Below are 17,851 nucleotides of genomic sequence, written 5' to 3' on the forward strand. Positions count from 1 at the left end.
GCTCCTCGTTCGATGTGCTGCGGCGTTCGCGGGTCGCGCGGGCCGGGCCCGGCGGAGACGGCACACCGGGCCTGGTGCATCCTGCCGCTCTGCGCAAAGGGGGAACAACACGCAGGGTGTCAGCCGTGACGCGGCCGCCTTGACAGCTTGGTCCCGGCCCCGGATACGGCCGGGACACGGCCGGGACACGGCCGGGACACGGCCGGGACACGGCCGGGACACGGCGACGCCGCCCGGGCCCTCAAGGCCCGGGCGGCGTCGCGACAAGCAGGTCGGCTCCCGTCGGAGCCGGAGGCTCACCCCGTCGGAGCCGGAGGCTCAGCCCTCGATGAACGACATCACGTGCTTGATGCGCGTGTAGTCCTCGAACCCGTACGCCGACAGGTCCTTGCCGTAGCCGGAGTGCTTGAAGCCGCCGTGCGGCATCTCGGCGACCAGCGGGATGTGGGTGTTGATCCACACACAGCCGAAGTCGAGCTTCTTGGCCAGGCGCATCGCGGTGGCGTGGTCCTTGGTCCACACGGACGACGCGAGGGCGTACTCGACGCCGTTGGCGTTGGCGATCGCCTCGGCCTCGTCGGAGAACTTCTGCACGGTGATGACCGGGCCGAAGACCTCCTTCTGGATGATCTCGTCGTCCTGCTTCAGGCCGGAGACGACGGTCGGGGCGTAGAAGAAGCCCTTCTCGCCGACCCGGTGGCCGCCCGCCTCGATCTTGGCGTGCGCCGGGAGGCGCTCGATGAAGCCGGCCACGTGGGCGAGCTGGTTGGCGTTGTTGACCGGGCCGAAGTCCGCGTCCTCGACGTCCGGGCCGGCCGTCTTGAGGCCGTTGGCGGCGGCGGCGAGGGCGGCGACGAAGTCGTCGTGGACGTCCTCGTGCACCAGGACGCGGGTGGCGGCGGTGCAGTCCTGGCCGGCGTTGAAGTAGCCGGCGCCCGCGATGCCCTCGGCCGCGGCCGGGACGTCGGCGTCGGCGAAGACGACGACGGGGGCCTTGCCGCCCAGCTCCAGGTGGACGCGCTTGAGGTCCTTGGCGGCGGACTCGGCGACCGCCATGCCGGCCCGCACGGAGCCGGTGATGGAAGCCATCGCCGGGGTCTTGTGGGCGACCATCGCGGCACCGGTCTCACGGTCGCCGCAGACCACGTTGAACACGCCGGCCGGGAGGATCTCGCCCATGATCTCGGCCATCAGGACGGTCGAGTCGGGGGTCGTGTCCGACGGCTTGAGGACGACGGTGTTGCCCGCGGCGATGGCCGGGGCGAACTTCCACACCGCCATCATCATCGGGTAGTTCCACGGGGTGACCTGGGCGCAGACGCCGACCGGCTCGCGCCGGACGAAGGACGTGTGGCCGGCCATGTACTCGCCCGCCGACTTGCCCTCCAGCATCCGCGCGGCGCCCGCGAAGAACCGGATCTGGTCCACCATCGGCGGCACCTCTTCGGAGGCGGTCAGCGCGACGGGCTTGCCGGTGTTGCGGGACTCGGCCGCGACCAGCTCGTCGGCGCGGGCCTCGAAGGCGTCCGCGATCTTCAGCAGCAGGCGCTGCCGCTCGGCGGGGGTGGTGTCCCGCCAGGTCTCGAAGGCGTTGGCGGCCGCGGCCATCGCCGCGTCGACGTCGTCGGCACCGGAGAGAGGCGCGGTGGCGTACACCTCGCCGGTGGCCGGGTCCACGACGTCCATGGTCCGGCCGTCGATCGCGTCGACGAACTTGCCGTCGACGAAGTTGCGCAGGGTCCGCAGTTCGCTCATGTCCCCAGTCTCCTCTGGACTTCACCGAAGTGGTCGTACGCCCGCCCGGACGGCGCGGGAGGATGCCGTGACGTTGCGGTATCCGGGTGGTCGCTCCGCGCGCCCGCGCGGAACCTGCCGTCTTCGCGCCAAGAGTAACCCCAAATCTGTCGGGATCATCAGCATGACCCCGACAGGACAACTGAATCAGTTGCCATCACGACCGAAGTCAACGGATTCCCTTGCGGAAGTCCCGATCCATGAGGCAGAGTGACGACGTGGCCAGTCGAGACAGGAACAACGGCGGATCGCTGGACTCCGTGTCCAAGGCGATCATCGAGCAGCTCCAGGAGGACGGACGCCGCTCGTACGCCGCGATAGGGAAGGCCGTGGGCCTCTCCGAGGCGGCGGTGCGCCAACGCGTACAGCGCCTGCTCGACCAGGGCGTCATGCAGATCGTCGCGGTCACCGACCCGCTCACGGTGGGCTTCCACCGCCAGGCGATGGTCGGTCTGCGCGTCGAGGGCGATATCGAGCCGGTCGCGGACATCCTTGCGACGATGGACGAGGTTGATTACGTCGTCATCACCGCGGGCTCCTTCGACCTCATCGCGGAATTGGTCTGCGAGGACGACGACCACCTGCTCGACCTCATCAACAAGAGGATCCGAGCAATCCCCGGAGTACGGAGCACCGAGAGCTTCGTCTACCTCAAGCTCCGGAAGCAGACCTACACATGGGGTACTCGATGACCGAACAGCTCGACACCGCCAACCTTTCGAAGAAGGCGTACGACCACCTGTGGATGCACTTCACCCGCATGTCGTCGTACGAGAACGCGCCCGTTCCGACGATCGTCAAGGGTGACGGCGTCAACATCTGGGACGCCAACGGCCGCAAGTACATCGACGGCCTCGCGGGCCTCTTCGTCGTCCAGGCGGGTCACGGCCGCGCCGAGCTGGCCGAGGTGGCCCGCAAGCAGGCCGAAGAGCTGGCGTTCTTCCCGGTGTGGAGCTACGCCCACCCGAAGGCCATCGAGCTGGCCGAGCGCCTGGCGAACTACGCGCCGGGCGACCTCAACAAGGTCTTCTTCACCACCGGCGGCGGCGAGGCGGTCGAGTCCGCCTGGAAGCTCGCCAAGCACTACTTCAAGCTCAAGGGCATGCCGACCAAGCACAAGGTGCTCTCCCGCACCACGGCTTACCACGGCACGCCGCAGGGCGCCCTGTCGATCACCGGCCTGCCGGGCCTGAAGGCTCCGTACGAGCCGCTGGTGCCGTCCACCTTCCGGGTGCCGAACACCAACCACTACCGCGCGCCGGAGTTCCTCGCCGACGGTTCCCCGGAGGCCTTCGGCCGCTGGGCCGCCGACCAGATCGAGTACGAGATCCTCAACGAGGGCCCCGAGACCGTCGCCGCGGTCTTCCTCGAGCCGGTCCAGAACGCCGGCGGCTGCTTCCCGCCGCCGCCCGGGTACTTCCAGCGGGTCCGCGAGATCTGCGACAAGTACGACGTCCTCATGGTGTCGGACGAGGTCATCTGCGCCTTCGGCCGTCTGGGCACCATGTTCGGCTGCGAGAAGTTCGGCTACGTGCCGGACATCATCACCTGCGCCAAGGGCATGACCTCGGGCTACAGCCCGATCGGCGCGATGATCGTCTCCGACCGCCTCGCCGAGCCCTTCTACAAGGGCGAGGAGATGTTCCTGCACGGCTACACCTTCGGCGGCCACCCGGTCTCGTCGGCGGTGGCGCTGGCCAACCTGGACATCTTCGAGCGCGAGGGCCTGAACAAGCACGTCCTCGAGAACGAGGGTGCCTTCCTGGCCACCCTGCAGAAGCTGCTCGACCTGCCGATCGTCGGCGACGTCCGCGGCAACGGGTACTTCTACGGCATCGAACTCGTCAAGGACAAGGCCTCCAAGGAGACCTTCAACGACGACGAGATCGAGCGCGTCCTCTACGGCTTCCTGTCGAAGGCCCTGTTCGACGCCGGCCTGTACTGCCGCGCCGACGACCGCGGCGACCCGGTCATCCAGCTGTCGCCGCCGCTGATCGCCGACCAGTCGACGTTCGACGAGATCGAGCAGATCCTGCGTTCGGTGCTGACCGAGGCGTGGACCAAGCTCTGATCCGCGCGGAGGTTCGTCCAAGGACCGCGTATTTCGTCGCGGTCCGCAGCACTCCCCGGCAATACTGACGAACCCTCACACTGTGCCGCCGGCGCGCCCCTCGCGGGCCGCGCCGGCGGCACAGTCGTACCCGCGCTTCCGAGAGAAGGTCCCGTGGCACTCCCCTCCCCCGGTTCCACCGACCGCACCCGCGTCCGGCGCCTCGGCGAGAAGGCGGTGACCGACCGCGACGTGCTGCACCGCGTGCTCGACGCCGCCCTCGTCGCGCACGTCGCGGTGAGCGACGACCAGGGCCGGCCCTACGTGCTGCCCGTCGCCTACGCGCGCGACGGCGACCGCGTCCTGATCCACGGCTCCACCGGCAGCCGCCTGTTCCGCAGCCTCGCCGCGGGCGCCCCGACGTGCCTGACCGTCACCCTTCTCGACGGCCTCGTGGTGGCCCGCTCCGCGTTCGAGTCGTCGATGAACTACCGCAGCGCGATGGTCTTCGGCGTCTGTGACGTCCTCGACGGCGACGCCAAGACGGCCGCGCTCGACACGCTCACCGACCACCTCCTGCCGGGCCGCCGCGCCGAACTGCGCACCCACAAGGCGAAGGAACTCGCCGCCACCCTGGTCCTCGCGCTGCCCCTCGACGAGACCTCGGTCAAGATCTCCGCCGGGCACCCCGACGACGACGCGGACGACCTCGACACCCCGATATGGGCCGGAACGGTCCCCCTCGGCGAGACGTTCTACGATCCGATTCCCGCCCCGGACCTGCGCTTCGAGCTGCCGGTTCCCGAGTACGTGAGGACGTGGCGCCGGTGACCGGCCACCGCGATCTGTCCCTCTGGTTCGACACCCTCGACGAGGACGTCACGCCGCGGCCCCGCCTGTCCGGCGACCTCGACGTCGACGTGGCCATCGTCGGCGCCGGCTACACCGGCCTGTGGACCGCCTACTACCTCGCCGAAGCCGACCCGAGCCTGCGCATCGCCGTCCTGGAACGCGAATTCGCCGGCTTCGGCGCGTCCGGCCGCAACGGCGGCTGGTGCTCCGCGCTGTTCCCGGCCGGCCTCGCCAAGGTCGCCCGCACCAGCACCCGCGAACGGGCCATCGCCCAGCAGCGCGCCATGAACGCCACCGTCGACGAGGTCGGCCGGGTCGTCGAAGCCGAGGGCATCGACTGCGGCTACACCAAGGGCGGCACGGTCATCCTCGCCCGCACCCACGTGCAGACCCGCCGCGCCTGGGACATGGTCGAGGACCAGCACGCGTGGGGCTTCGGCAAGGAGGACTTCCGCTACCTCGACGCCGACGAAGCCCGCGCCCGGGTCGGCGCCGCCGACGTCCTCGGCGGCGTCTACACCCCGCACACCGCCGCCATCCAGCCCGCCAAGCTGGCCCGCGGCCTCGCCGAGGCGGTCGAACGCCGCGGCGTCGCGATCTACGAAGGCACCCCCGTCACCCTGATCGACGACGGCGCCGCGGTCACCCCCTACGGCACCGTCCGCGCCGACGTCGTGGTCCGCGCCACCGAGGGCTACACCCCGGAACTCCCCGGCTTCCGCCGCGACCTGGCACCGGTGTACTCGCTGATGATCGCCACCGAGCCGCTCCCGCAGGACATGTGGGACGAGATCGGGCTCGCCGAACGGGAGACGTTCAGCGACTTCCGGCACCTGATCGTCTACGGGCAGCGGACCTCCGACGGGCGGCTGGCGTTCGGCGGACGCGGCGCGCCGTACCACTACGGCTCGAAGGTCCGCCCCGAGTACGACCGCGATGACCACGTGTTCGCCGAACTGCGGCGCGTGCTGCGCGAGTTGTTCCCGGTCACCGCGGACGTGCCGATCAGCCACCAGTGGGGCGGCGCACTCGGCGTCCCGCGCGACTGGTTCGCGAGCTGCGGCATCGACCGGCACCGCAAGCTCGCCTGGGCGGGCGGCTACGTCGGCGACGGCGTCGGCACCACCAACCTGGCCGGCCGCACCCTGGCCGACCTGATCCGCGACCGGTACACCGACCTGACCCGCCTCCCGTGGGTGCAGCACCGGTCGCCGCGCTGGGAACCGGAGCCGCTGCGCTGGCTCGGCACCAACATCGGCCTGCGCGTCATGACGGCGGCCGACGGCGAGGAAGCCCGCACCAAGAAGAACTCGAAGCTCGCCCACGCGTTCGGACGGTTCCTCGGGCACTGAGGCCCGGCAACGGTCACGGGACCGTAGTGCGACGGCGCGGCAAGGGAATCCCCCTGTCGCGCCGTCGCACGTTCCGCATTCGGTGACGCCGTGACGCCGTGACGCCGTGCCCCGTCAGGCTCGAACCGTCGGCCCCCGAACCGTCAGGCCGCGACGAAGCGCTCCCGCCAGATCTCCAGCCACTCCGGGCGGGCCCCGGCCTTCACGAAGAACTCCCCCGCACTGCCGTAGCGTTCCAGCACCGCGTCGAGGAACGCCTCCATCGACTCCGGTGCCGCGTCGCGCAGCGCCGCGGCGGCCGGTGTCCCGGGCTTGAGCCGCGGCTGGTTGGCGATGGCGTCGATGCGCCGGAACATCTCGTCGATGTGGATGCGCGTGGCCGCGTAGTCCGCCACGATCGCCGCCCGGTCCACGCCGACCGCGGACATCAGCAGCGCGACCAGCACGCCGGTGCGGTCCTTGCCCGCGGTGCAGTGCACCAGCGTCGGGCCCGCGGCGTCGTTCACCAGCAGCTCCAGCGCCCGTGCGAACGCGTCGCGACCGCGCTCGGCCATCGCCAGGTAGAGCCGACCGGCCCCGTGCACGTCCACCGTCGCCAGGTCCAAGTCCGTGTCCTCGCCGAGCACATCGACCTGGCCCGACGATATGTCGCCGACTCCGGCGGGCGCCGCCCCGGGCTCGGTCGCCGCCTCGTTCGCCGCTTCCTCGGCGGCCGCGCCCGCGCGCCTCCCCAGCAACGGCAGCCGGTGCCGGGTAATCCCCGGCCACTCCGCGACCGGCAGTCCCTCGCCGATCGACCGCAGGTCGAACACGTGCCGTACCCCGTAGTCGGACACCAGCCGAGCGACCGAGTCGGCGGTCAGCAAGTCCGGCGTCTCGCAACGCATCAGCACCCCCGAGCGAGTGCGCAGGCCGCCCGCGACGGGCAGTCCGCCCACGTCGCGAGCGTTGAGCTGGTCGGGCAGATCGAGCCAGGCGACGTCGTGCATATGTTCCCCGTTCCTCCCCCGCACCCGGGCCTCCGCCCCGGAGACCCCCGGCGGCCATCATCGCCGCATCCACTCGTCCGGACCAGTGCCGGGCCCGGCCGTGCCCTCTTGTCGGCGCGGCTCGTTGCACTGCACGGGACGGGGGCGGACAGTCCTGTCCCGGAGGTAACGCTATGGCCCTTTCACCCCGGCCGGCTCTTTCGCCCCGTGCGACACGGTCGCCCCGGACGGCCGGAGCGGGCGCGCGACCCGCCGTCCCGCACACCCCGGACAGCGGATTCGCCGTCGCCGAAGACGGCACCCGCAACCCCGACAACGACGTGCTCCGCGCGCACGACGTCACCGTCACCCGCGGACCGGCGACGATCCTGCGCCGCATGTCCGTCGGGATCCGCGCCGACGAGACGTTCGCCGTCACCGGCCCCACCGGCGCGGGCAAGTCCGCGCTGCTGGCCGTCCTTTCCGGAGTGATCGCCCCCGACGCGGGCCAAGTCTGGTTCAACAGCCGCCCGCTGCACACCCTCGGCGACCGGGCCCGCGGCGAACTCCGGCGCACCCACTTCGGCATGCTCGACGGCCGCGCCCGGCTGATGCCCGAACTCACCGTGCTGGAGAACGTCGCGCTGCCGCTGCTCCTCGAACCCGGCACCCGCGGCACCGCGTTCGCCGCCGCCCGGCACTGGATGGGCCGCCTCGACGTGCTCGACCACGCCGACCAGCGCCCGCACCAACTGCCGCCCGCACTGCTGCGCCGCGCCGCCGTCGCCCGGGCCTTGGTCGTCCGGCCCGACGTGGTCTTCGCCGACGAGCCCGGACTCGGCCTGCACGGCGCCGAACTCGACCACCTCATGCGCATCCTGGTCAGCGCGTCGCGCTCGCACGGCATCGCGCTCGTGCTCGCCACCGACGACCCCCAGGTCGCCCGGCACGCGGACCGGACGCTCGAACTCCGCGACGGACGCCCCGTCCCGGTGCGCACCGACGCCTGACGTGGCCGGAGGGCCCTGTGATCCGCATCGTGCTCGGCAATCTGCGTTCGGGAACACCCGCGGATCACGCGCGCCTGGCCGGCACGGCACTCGTGGCCGCCACGGGCACGGTCCTGCTGCTGTGCGCGACGGCCTACGCAACTGCCGGGAATGCCCTCGCCGGACCGGTCTCGGCGGGCGTCCTGGTGCTCGGTGTGACCGCGCAACTGGCCGCGGTCACCGCACGGTTGGGTGCCCCGGCGCGGATCGCCCGCACCGAACTCCTGATCGGCCCCGGCAGCCGGCCCGAGCAGGCGCGTGAACTCGCGGGTGCGGAAAGCTTGGTGGCCGGTGCGGCGGGCACGGTGGCAGGCCTCCAGGCCCACTTGGTCGCCCGGGCGGTGTTCGACGCCGACGCGCCCGGCGGCGCGGCCATCCGCGAAGCCCTCGCCGTACACGCCGAAATCCCGCTCCTCGGGCTCTTCTTCGTCCTGGGGTCGGTCCCCGCGGTGGTGGTCGCGGCATCGGTCGCCGGACTGCCGAATCCGGAAGCCGCCGCGGCCCCGAGCCGCCGGCCGCCCGGCCCGGTGCTGCTGGCTGCCGGGCTGGTCGTCGAGGCCCTGCCGAACGCCTTGGCCGGGCCGGTGCGGCTGCCGGTCGGTCTGGGCGCCGTGCACCCGTTCGCCTTGTGCGGCTACACCCTGGCCGTCGTCGGCACCGCGCTGACCCTGCCGGCCGTCGTCCGCCGCGGCGCGGGCCTGTTCGTGCGCCACACCCGCAGCCCGGCCCTGCTGTGTGCGGCCCGGCGGATGGAGTCCGAGGCCGCCACGCTCGCGGTGCCGCTCGGGCTGCTCGGCGCCACGACCGCGCTGCTGGTGACCACCCGCGCCTTGCACGCGGGCCCGGACGACGCGGCGGGTGACCTGCCGCTGCTGGCCCTGGTCGCCGCGGCGGCGGTGTGCGGGGCGGCGGCGCTGCTCGCGGCGCTGGTCGACCACGTCCGCGAGCACCGCGACGCGGCCCGCGACCTGCACGCGATGGGCGCGGCGCCCCGGGTGGAACGGATGGTGCGGGTGCTGGCCGCGCTGCTGCCGGTGGCCGCGGCCTGGGTGTGCGGTACGGTCGCCGGCACCGCGGCGGTCTATCCGCTGGAGGTCGGCGGGAACCGGCCGCGCGTCCCGGTGTCGGGCCAGGCGGTCGCCACGGGGACGATCCTCGCGGTCGTGCTGGTCGCAGCGGCGGCGGTGGGCGTGGCCCTGGCGACCCGGCGGCCGGCCCGCGAGGGCGTCACGGGGTGGGGTCGGGCCGGGGCGACGGGCCGTCCGGTGGGGTAGGGCGGGTCTGCACGGATTCCCCGCCGCGATATTTCTGCGAGGTTCCTGGGGACGCTTATCGCCCTCTTAGGTCCCGTGCGCGACAGTTGACTCAGTGCCGCCCCGCCGGACTCTTGTCACCCCCGGACGGGACCTCGGTGAAGGCGGCGCGACCAGACCGCCCGCGGGCAGGATGCGGGCCAGGTCCGGCGAGAACGTCCCGGGCAGTGCGTGGCCCCGGTGACGGAAACACGACCGGGCCGCCGTGGAAGGGGACGCCACGGCGGTCCGGCTGTGTTGTTTTTGCGGCGTTTTCGGGTCCGGCACCGGCCCCTTGGCGGGTGTGCCGCCGACGTCGCGCGGGCCGTCCGGCTCGGACTTCCGCGGCTCAGACTTCCGCGGCCGCGAGCTGCCCGCACGCGCCGTCGATGTCCCGGCCGCGGGTGTCGCGGACGGTCACCGGCACCCCGTGGGCCTCCAGCATCCGCACGAACTGGTCCTGGCGCTCCTGCGTCGACGCCGTCCACTTGGAACCCGGGGTCGGGTTGAGCGGGATCAGGTTGACGTGCGCGAGGTGGTTGCGCAGCCGCTTGCCGAGCAGGTCGGCGCGCCAGGCCTGGTCGTTGATGTCCTTGATCAGCGCGTATTCGATCGACACGCGGCGCCCGGTCTGGTCCGAGTACCGCCACGCGGCGTCCAGCACCTCGCGGACCGGCCAGCGGGTGTTGACCGGCACGAGGGTGTCGCGCAGTTCGTCGTCCGGGGCGTGCAGCGACAGCGCGAGCGTCACGCTCAGGCCCTCGTCGGCGAGCTTGTGCATCGCGGGCACGAGGCCGACCGTCGAGACGGTGACCGACCGCTGCGAGATGCCGAGCCCGTCCGGGGACGGGTCGGTGAGGCGCCGCACCGCGCCGAGGACCGCCTTGTAGTTGGCGAGCGGTTCGCCCATGCCCATGAAGACGATGTTGCTGACCCGGCCGGGCCCGCCCGGCACATCGCCGCGCTGCAGCGCGCGGGCGCCCGCGACGACCTGCTCGACGATCTCCGCGGTCGACAGGTTGCGGGTGAGCCCCGCCTGGCCGGTCGCGCAGAACGGGCAGTTCATGCCGCAGCCGGCCTGCGACGACACGCACATCGTCGCCCGGTCCGGGTAGCGCATGAGCACGGACTCGACGAGCGTGCCGTCGAACAGCTTCCACAGCGACTTGCGGGTCGCGCCGCCGTCGCACGCGATGTCGCGGACCGACGTCATCAGCTCCGGCATGAGTTCGCCGGCCAGCCGCTCGCGCAGCGCGGCGGGCATGTCCGTCCACTGCGCCGGGTCGTCGGCGAGCCGGGCGAAGTAGTGGCGGGACAGCTGCCCGGCGCGGAACGGCTTCTCCCCTAGCGCGGCGACGGCCTCGCGGCGCTCGTCGGGCGAGAGGTCGGCAAGGTGGCGCGGCGGCTTGGCGCGGCGCGGGGCGGCGAAGGTCAGCTCTCCTGGATTGGGCATGATTCATCCAGTGTCGCAGGTCCGAACGGGTGCTTTTGCCGCCGCACGTCGTGCTCGGTCCCTCCGTCGCGTCGAGCCGCGTCCACCGCGCCTCGTCGCCCCTGCCGCGTCTCCCGCGCCTGCGGTGTCTAGAGGAAGATCTCCAGCAGCAGCCACACCGCGGGCGCGGACGCCAGCAGCGAGTCGAGCCGGTCCATCACACCGCCGTGCCCGGGCAGCAGGTCGCCCATGTCCTTGACGCCGAGATCGCGCTTGATCATCGACTCGACGAGGTCGCCGAGCGCCGCGGTGGCCGCGACGGCCGCACCCAGCAGCGCGCCTTGCCACCACTGGCCGTCGAGCATCAGCGTCAGGGACAGCGCCCCCGCGACCGCGCAGGCCGCGACCGCGCCGGCGAAGCCTTCCCAGGTCTTTCCGGGGCTGATGGTCGGCGCCATCTTGTGCTTGCCGAACAGCACGCCGGCCGCATACGCCCCGGTGTCGCTGCACACCACGGCAAGGAAGAAGACCAGGACCCGCTTGGCCCCGTCGTCGTCGGCGAGCATCAGCACCGCGAACGACGCCAGGAACGGCAGGTAGAACACCGAGAAGACACCGGCCGCGGTGTCCCGCAGGTAGTCCTCCGGCCCCTCGGTCATCCGCCAGATCATCACCGCGAGCGCGGTGAGCGCCGTGGCGATGCCGAGCCCCTCGGGTCCGCGCGCGTAGGCCGCGATCAGCATGGCGATCGAGCCGACGCCCAACGGCACCAGGGGCACGTTCGCCGCGCCCGCGCCGCCGTGGCCGCGCTTCAGCGCGCCCGACAGCTCCCACAGGCCGATCAGCACGGCCAGGATCACGATCCCGACGAAGATCACCGGAACCGTCAGCAGAGATACGACGATCGCCGCACCAAGGCCGACGCCCACGCCGATCGCGGCGGGCAGGTTGCGGCCCGCCCGGCTCTTCTTCGGCTGGGCAGGCTGCCCGGACTCGCCGCCGGACTGCTCCGGCCGGTCGGTCACGAGCGTCCCCGCGGACACCGGAGGGCGCGCGGGCTGCGGGGGCATGGGCGGCACGGCGCCGGGATCGGCGGGCGGGCGCACGCCGGGATCCACGACCGGCAGGTACGCGGTGTGCTGAACGTCGTCTGCAGTGTCCGCACCACCCGTGTCGCCCGTGCCGGGCGCTTCGCCGAATCCGTCGCCGTACACGCCACCGTGGGGGTCTACCCCGCCCGCGGCGCCCGGGTGCTGCTGCGCCCGGGTGGAACCGGCGTCGCCGCCGGCCGCCCAATCGTCCGCGGGCGGACCGCCCGGGACGGGCCCGGGCGCACTCGCGGCCATGCCCGCCGGGTCGGCGGGCATCGCCGGGATCACCTGGGTACGCAGCGCGTCCGCGTCCTGTGTGCCGTAGGGGTCCGGCGCCTGCACGGCCTGGCCCGCCCACGGGTCGTACGGTTGGAACGGGCCGGGTCCGGAGCCGGGCTCTGGAGCGCCACCCCAGGTGGAGTTGTTCATCAGACCTCGAGCAGCTCGGCTTCCTTGTGCTTCAGCAGCTCGTCGACCTGCACGACGTACCGGTGGGTGGTGTCGTCCAGCTCCTTCTCGGCGCGGCGCACCTCGTCCTCGCCGGACTCGCCGTCCTTGACGAGCTTGTCGAGGGTCTCCTTGGCCTTGCGGCGCACGGCGCGGATGGAGATCCGCGAGTCCTCGGCCTTGCCGCGGGCGACCTTGATGAACTCCTTGCGGCGTTCCTCGGTCAGCTGCGGGAACACGATGCGGATGACCTTGCCGTCGTCGGTCGGGTTGACGCCGAGGTCCGAGTCGCGGATCGCCTTGATGATGGCGTTCGTGGAGCCCTTGTCGAACGGCGTCACGAGCACCATGCGGGGCTCGGGCGTGGCGAACGACGCCAGCTGGTTCACCGGCGTCATGGCCCCGTAGTAGTCCACGACGATCTTGTTGAACATCGACGGGTGCGCACGCCCGGTGCGGATGGCCGCGAAATCGTCCTTGGCGACGGAGACGGCCTTCTCCATCTTCTCCTCGGCTTCGAGGAGGGTCTCATCGATCACGTCTCGGCTCCTGTCCCGGTCCGGTGTCGCCGTGGCTCAGCCGTTGGTCCGGCTGATCAGGGTGCCGATCTTCTCACCTCGCACGGCGCGGGCGATGTTGCCCTCGACCAGCAGGTTGAACACGACGATCGGCAGTTTGTTGTCCATGCACAAGCTGATGGCCGTGGCGTCGGCGACCTTCAGCTCGCGGGCGAGCACCTCGGCGTGGTCCAAAGCGTCGAACAGGACCGCGCCGGGGTTGGTCTTCGGGTCGGAGTCGTAGACGCCGTCCACGCCCTTGGCCATGAGGATGGCCGACGCGTCGATCTCCAGGGCCCGCTGTGCGGCGGTGGTGTCGGTGGAGAAGTACGGCATGCCCATACCCGCGCCGAAGATCACCACGCGGCCCTTCTCCAGGTGCCGCACGGCACGGCGCGGGATATACGGCTCCGCGACCTGGCCCATGGTGATCGCGGTCTGGACCCGGGTCTCGATGCCGAGCTTCTCCAGGAAGTCCTGGAGGGCGAGGCAGTTCATCACGGTGCCGAGCATGCCCATGTAGTCCGAGCGGGCCCGGTCCATGCCGCGGACCTGGAGTTCGGCGCCGCGGAAGAAGTTGCCGCCGCCGATGACGACCGCGACCTGGGTGCCCAGCCGGACGACCTCGGCGATCTGGCGGGCGATGCCCTGCACGACGTCCGGGTCGACGCCGAGTCCGCCGCCGCCGGCGAACGCCTCGCCGGACAGCTTCAGCAGGACGCGCCGCCGGTACGCCTGCGCGTCGATGTCGCCGGCCGCCTCGGCCGGCGCGTTCACCGCGTCGGACGACAAAGGGGCCGCCCCCGTTTCGGTTTCCTGCACGGGTCCCTCCACGGAAGTGGCCTCCTCGTCGTTCCCGGTGTCCGGGGCTGGTGCTCCGGCCCCGGACACCTGTTTACCGCTGGTGTCGCTCGTGTTCCGGGGTTATGCCCGAAACGGCTGGTCGGACGCTCAGACGCCGACGCGGAAGCGGGCGAAGCGCTTGAGCGAGACGCCGGCCTCGTCCAGGATCTTCTGCACCGACTTCTTGTTGTCCTTGGCGAACGCCTGCTCGAGGACGACGTTCTCCTTGAAGTAACCGGTGACCCGGCCTTCGACGATCTTGGAGAGCGCGGCCTCCGGCTTGCCCTCTTCGCGGGCGGTGGCCTCGGCGACCTTGCGCTCGTTCTCGACGATCTCCGCCGGGACCTCGTCGCGGGTCAGGTAGGTCGGGGCGAACGCGGCGATGTGCTGCGCGACGTCCTTCGCGACCTGGGCGTTCTCGGCGGACAGCTCGACGAGCACGCCGACCTGCGGCGGCAGGTCCGGGCTGGTCTTGTGCAGGTACGCGGCGACGTAGCCGTCGGCGAACTGCGCGAAGCGGTCCAGGACGATCTTCTCGCCGAGCGTGGCGTTGGCCTCGTCCACGTACGCCTGGACGGTCTTGCCGGCCTCGATCTCGCTCGCCAGCAGCGCGTCGAGGTCGGCCGGCGACGTCTTCGCGACGTGCTCGGCGATCGTGTTGGCGACCGCGATGAACTTGTCGCCCTTGGCGACGAAGTCGGTCTCGCACTTCAGCTCGAGCAGCACACCGGCCTGGGTGCCGTCCAGCACCGCGACGACCGCGCCGTTGGAGGCCGAGCGGCCTTCGCGCTTGGTGACGCCCTTCTGACCCTTGACGCGGAGGATCTCGACGGCCTTGTCCAGGTCGCCGTCCGCCTCTTCCAGGGCCTTCTTGCAGTCCATCATCCCGGCGGCGGTGAGTTCGCGGAGCTTCTTGACGTCCGCGGCGGTGAAGTTCGCCATTGTCAGATCTCTTCTTCTCGCGTGTCGTCTCGCGGTGGTCTTCTGTTTTCGCGCGGATCCGCGCGGTGGCGGGGCCACGGAATCCGGCGCCGGGCCGAGCCCGGCGCGTTCCGGCCGCCGCCCGCACGAACGCGAGGGGCACGCTCGGCTTACCGGCGTACCCCCCGCGTCACGGCGTCAGGACTGCTCGGACTCGACGGCCTTCTCGGTCACGGCGGACTCCTGGACCTCGGCCTCGGCAGCGGCCTCGGCGACCGGCTCGGCCTCGGCAGCCGGCTCGGCCTCGACGGCCGGGGCGGCCTCGGCAGCCGGCTCGGCGGCGGCTTCCGCCTTCTCGCCCTTCAGCTGCTGCAGCTCCCACTCGGCGAGCGGCTCGCCGGCGGCGACCTCGGGGGCCTTGGTGTCGGCCGCGGAGGCACCGGCACGGGACATCAGGCCGTCGGCCACCGCGTCGGCGATCACGCGGGTCAGCAGCGTGACGGAGCGGATCGCGTCGTCGTTGCCCGGGATCTTGTAGTCGACCTCGTCCGGGTCGCAGTTGGTGTCGAGGATCGCGACGACCGGGATGTTGAGCTTCCGCGCCTCACCGACGCCGATGTGCTCCTTCTTGGTGTCGACGATCCACACCGCGGACGGCACGCGCTGCATGTCGCGGATACCGCCGAGGGTCTTGTCGAGCTTGTCCTTCTCGCGCTTGAGGACGAGGAGTTCCTTCTTCGTCATGCCCGAGCCGGCCACGTCGTCGAAGTCGATCTCCTCGAGCTCCTTCAGGCGCTGGAGGCGCTTGTGGACCGTCGAGAAGTTGGTGAGCATGCCGCCCAGCCAGCGCTGGTTGACGTACGGCATGCCGACGCGGGTCGCCTGCTCGGCGATCGCTTCCTGGGCCTGCTTCTTGGTGCCGACGAAGAGGACGGTGCCGCCGTGCGCGACCGTCTCCTTGACGAACTCGTACGCCCGGTCGATGTAGCCCAGCGACTGCATCAGGTCGATGATGTAGATGCCGTTGCGCTCGGTGAAGATGAAGCGCTTCATCTTCGGGTTCCAGCGACGGGTCTGGTGCCCGAAGTGGACGCCGCTTTCCAGCAGCTCCCGCATCGTGACGACGGCCATGGCCGCACTCCTCGTGGTACGCCCCGCGAAACCGCAGGGCCTGCTCGGTTGTCCGCACCGGCGGGTGCCGGCGCGCCTGACGCCCGTGACACCGCGCCGGGGGCCAGGCACCCGGACCGAGAGGTGTCCCACCGGATCCGACGGCGTTTCGCCTGGTCACCGTGTGACCGACGGTTCGCCGGGAGACCCGAAGGTGGGCGTGCGAAGTCGACCCGGAGAGCCGGGCCGCTGTCGAAAGTGTACGGGACCGGCGAACGGGGGAGCGACCCGCGGCCGGGGAGGCCACTCGGACGGGAAATCGGCCGGGAAAGCGGACGCGAAAGCAGGCGGGAAAGCGGAGGGAGACGACAGGAAAAGCCCGGCCGCGTTTCCCCCGGTCATCGGACTCCCGCCCACCGCGTTTCGGCGTCTCGGCCCGGCCGAGGTCCGCCCCTGGCGTCGTGCGTGGTCCGGCCGGTGCCACCGGTCCGTCGGCTGCCCCGTCGCGCGGCTCCCCCGCAACACCGTTTGTGGATATCCAGGTGAAGAAACGTCTTTCCACAGCTTTCCCGACCATGACCGGCAGCGGTTTGCGTTCTTGGGCAATCTCTCCCGTATGACCACGCAGCCCCCGGCCCCCGCAGGCCGTTCCGAGACCCGGATCCCGTCGGCGGGCGCCGACTACGTCGGGTCGGGCCGGCCCGACCATGCCGCCGCAGGCAGCGGTCGGCGCCTGCTTGCCGTTGCCGCCGTGACCGCGGGGGCCTTGTTCGGCACCGCGGCCGGGTTACCCGGGCTGCTGGCCGCGCCCGCCCGGTCACGGCCGGATCCGGTCGGGGCGGCGTCGCCGTCGGGGCGGTGGGTGTGGCCCCTCGACCCGCGGCCCGTGGTGGTGCGGCCGTTCGCGCCGCCGGATCGGGACTGGCTGCCCGGCCATCGCGGCGCCGACCTCGCCGCGGCCGCCGGGCAGGCAGTGCGCGCGGCGGGTGCCGGGATCGTCGCGTTCGCCGGTGCGATCGCCGGCCGGGGCGTCGTCAGCATCCGGCACGGCAACCTGCTGACCACCTACGAACCGGTCGCGTCCACCGTCTCCCCCGGTCAGAGCGTCGACGCGGGAACCCCGATCGGCACGGTCGCCGCGCAGCCCCTGCACTGTGCCGACGTGTGCCTGCACTGGGGCCTCATCGTCGGCCCCTCGGGGGCTGCCGCCCAGGGCGCGCCGAAATACGCCGACCCGGCGGGGCTGGTGCACCGCGGCCGTGTGCGGCTCTATCCGCCGCACGGCCCTCTGCCGTCCCGTCCCCGGCCGGCCACCGCCGGACGCGCCTCGGCGCGCCCTCGCGGCACTCCGGAGTCAGACCGCGGCTTGGGTCTCCGTCGCGCCCTCGGCGCCGTCCGCAGCGCCCTCGGCGCCCTCGGACGATTCCTCGACCGCCGCCGGCAGCCGGATCTCCGCGACCCCGCCGAGCACCAGCCCGAGGGTGGCCGCGGTGACCTCCGCCCCGTCGGCACCGCATTCGATGCGGCGGACGGCCGCGTCGACCATGCCCTGCACGAGCGAGGCGACGAGCATCGGATCGGGGTGGCCGAGGTCGTCGAGCGCGTTCACCACGAGTTCGACGATGCGGCCGTGCGCGGCCCTTATCCGCTCGCGGGCGTTGGCGTCGAGTTCGCCGGTGGAGATGGCCACGACGACCCGGTGGGTGCGGTCGCCGACGAGTTCGAGCTGCCGCTGGACGTAGGCGGCGATCTTCCCGGCCGGGTCGTCGACGGCCGCCATGGCGTCCTCGACCTCGGCGACCCAGGCGGGCAGGTCGACCGCGCACAGTTCCTCGACGACGGCCGCGCGCGACCGGAAGTACTCGTAGACCGAAGAGCGGGCGAGCCCGGTGCGTTCGGCGAGCGCGGGGAAGGTCAGCGCGGCGAAACCGCCCTCGTCCAGGAGCGCACGGGCGGCATCGAGCAGGGCGGCGTGCTGCATGGCGCGGTGCTCGGCAACGGAGGCTGCACGTATCTTCGGCACGAGATCACTGTAGAACGTGCCCCCGCCCAGGCCCCAAGGCCTTCCGTGCCGGAAACGCGAAATGGCCACC

At 71.9% G+C, this 17,851-nt stretch carries 15 protein-coding genes and 1 pseudogene; 7 read left to right on the forward strand and 9 right to left on the reverse strand.

Translation table 11 applies throughout. The features are described from left to right. Positions 1-318 precede the first annotated feature (318 nt). Complete coding sequence (locus ACPA54_RS28215) at positions 319-1,755, reverse strand: gamma-aminobutyraldehyde dehydrogenase (protein WP_423534195.1); 1,437 nt, start codon at positions 1,753-1,755, stop codon at positions 319-321. Positions 1,756-1,994: 239 nt separating this feature from the next. On the opposite strand from ACPA54_RS28215, the gene ACPA54_RS28220 reads away from it, so the two are divergent. From ACPA54_RS28220 to ACPA54_RS28235, 4 genes are all read left to right on the forward strand, one after another. After that, positions 1,995-2,486: an Lrp/AsnC family transcriptional regulator gene (locus ACPA54_RS28220; protein ID WP_345678346.1), complete on the forward strand. Its 492-nt coding sequence runs from the start codon at positions 1,995-1,997 to the stop codon at positions 2,484-2,486. After that, complete coding sequence (locus tag ACPA54_RS28225) at positions 2,471-3,865, forward strand: aspartate aminotransferase family protein (RefSeq protein ID WP_423534196.1); 1,395 nt, start codon at positions 2,471-2,473, stop codon at positions 3,863-3,865. Before ACPA54_RS28220 ends, ACPA54_RS28225 begins: the two co-directional genes overlap by 16 nt. A 153-nt stretch (positions 3,866-4,018) precedes the next feature. Continuing rightward, positions 4,019-4,675 (forward strand): pyridoxamine 5'-phosphate oxidase family protein, encoded by a 657-nt coding sequence (locus ACPA54_RS28230; RefSeq protein WP_423534197.1) that lies wholly within the window; start codon positions 4,019-4,021, stop codon positions 4,673-4,675. Next, positions 4,672-6,048 (forward strand): NAD(P)/FAD-dependent oxidoreductase, encoded by a 1,377-nt coding sequence (locus ACPA54_RS28235; protein WP_423534198.1) that lies wholly within the window; start codon positions 4,672-4,674, stop codon positions 6,046-6,048. Before ACPA54_RS28230 ends, ACPA54_RS28235 begins: the two co-directional genes overlap by 4 nt. A gap of 143 nt (positions 6,049-6,191) precedes the next feature. Here ACPA54_RS28235 and ACPA54_RS28240 read toward each other — a convergent pair whose 3' ends face one another. Continuing rightward, on the reverse strand, positions 6,192-7,037 hold the full coding sequence (locus tag ACPA54_RS28240; protein WP_423534199.1) for a tyrosine-protein phosphatase: 846 nt from the start codon (positions 7,035-7,037) through the stop codon (positions 6,192-6,194). A gap of 173 nt (positions 7,038-7,210) precedes the next feature. Between ACPA54_RS28240 and ACPA54_RS28245 the strand changes: the two genes are divergently transcribed. Further along, a complete protein-coding gene (locus ACPA54_RS28245; RefSeq protein WP_423534200.1) occupies positions 7,211-8,026 on the forward strand; it encodes an ABC transporter ATP-binding protein in 816 nt (271 codons plus the stop codon). A 17-nt stretch (positions 8,027-8,043) separates the two neighbouring features. Next, positions 8,044-9,339 (forward strand): hypothetical protein, encoded by a 1,296-nt coding sequence (locus tag ACPA54_RS28250; RefSeq protein WP_423534201.1) that lies wholly within the window; start codon positions 8,044-8,046, stop codon positions 9,337-9,339. Between the two features lie 367 nt (positions 9,340-9,706). Here ACPA54_RS28250 and rlmN read toward each other — a convergent pair whose 3' ends face one another. From rlmN to rpsB, 6 genes are all read right to left on the reverse strand, one after another. After that, on the reverse strand, positions 9,707-10,810 hold the full coding sequence (gene rlmN / locus ACPA54_RS28255; protein ID WP_423534202.1) for a dual-specificity RNA methyltransferase RlmN: 1,104 nt from the start codon (positions 10,808-10,810) through the stop codon (positions 9,707-9,709). Positions 10,811-10,938: 128 nt separating this feature from the next. After that, positions 10,939-12,156, reverse strand: a complete 1,218-nt coding sequence (locus ACPA54_RS28260; RefSeq protein ID WP_423534256.1) for a phosphatidate cytidylyltransferase — start codon at positions 12,154-12,156, stop codon at positions 10,939-10,941. Between the two features lie 152 nt (positions 12,157-12,308). Further along, a complete protein-coding gene (gene frr / locus ACPA54_RS28265) occupies positions 12,309-12,866 on the reverse strand; it encodes a ribosome recycling factor (RefSeq protein ID WP_345678354.1) in 558 nt (185 codons plus the stop codon). A gap of 36 nt (positions 12,867-12,902) precedes the next feature. Beyond that, the gene (gene pyrH / locus ACPA54_RS28270; protein WP_423534257.1) at positions 12,903-13,661 is read right to left on the reverse strand and encodes a UMP kinase; all 759 of its coding nucleotides are present in this window, start codon (positions 13,659-13,661) and stop codon (positions 12,903-12,905) included. Between the two features lie 174 nt (positions 13,662-13,835). Further along, the gene (gene tsf, locus ACPA54_RS28275; RefSeq protein ID WP_345678355.1) at positions 13,836-14,669 is read right to left on the reverse strand and encodes a translation elongation factor Ts; all 834 of its coding nucleotides are present in this window, start codon (positions 14,667-14,669) and stop codon (positions 13,836-13,838) included. A gap of 177 nt (positions 14,670-14,846) precedes the next feature. Beyond that, the gene (rpsB, locus tag ACPA54_RS28280) at positions 14,847-15,779 is read right to left on the reverse strand and encodes a 30S ribosomal protein S2 (RefSeq protein WP_423534203.1); all 933 of its coding nucleotides are present in this window, start codon (positions 15,777-15,779) and stop codon (positions 14,847-14,849) included. Between the two features lie 595 nt (positions 15,780-16,374). On the opposite strand from rpsB, the pseudogene ACPA54_RS28285 reads away from it, so the two are divergent. Then, positions 16,375-16,929, forward strand: a pseudogene (locus ACPA54_RS28285) (peptidoglycan DD-metalloendopeptidase family protein); the annotation flags it as partial. 183 nt (positions 16,930-17,112) lie between these two features. On the opposite strand, the gene ACPA54_RS28290 reads toward ACPA54_RS28285, so the two are convergent. Beyond that, complete coding sequence (locus tag ACPA54_RS28290; RefSeq protein WP_423534204.1) at positions 17,113-17,781, reverse strand: TetR/AcrR family transcriptional regulator; 669 nt, start codon at positions 17,779-17,781, stop codon at positions 17,113-17,115. Between the last annotated feature and the right edge of the window lie 70 nt (positions 17,782-17,851).

Source organism: Uniformispora flossi (assembly GCF_049534875.1).
GTDB classification, from domain to species: Bacteria; Actinomycetota; Actinomycetes; order Streptomycetales; family Streptomycetaceae; genus Yinghuangia; species Yinghuangia aomiensis.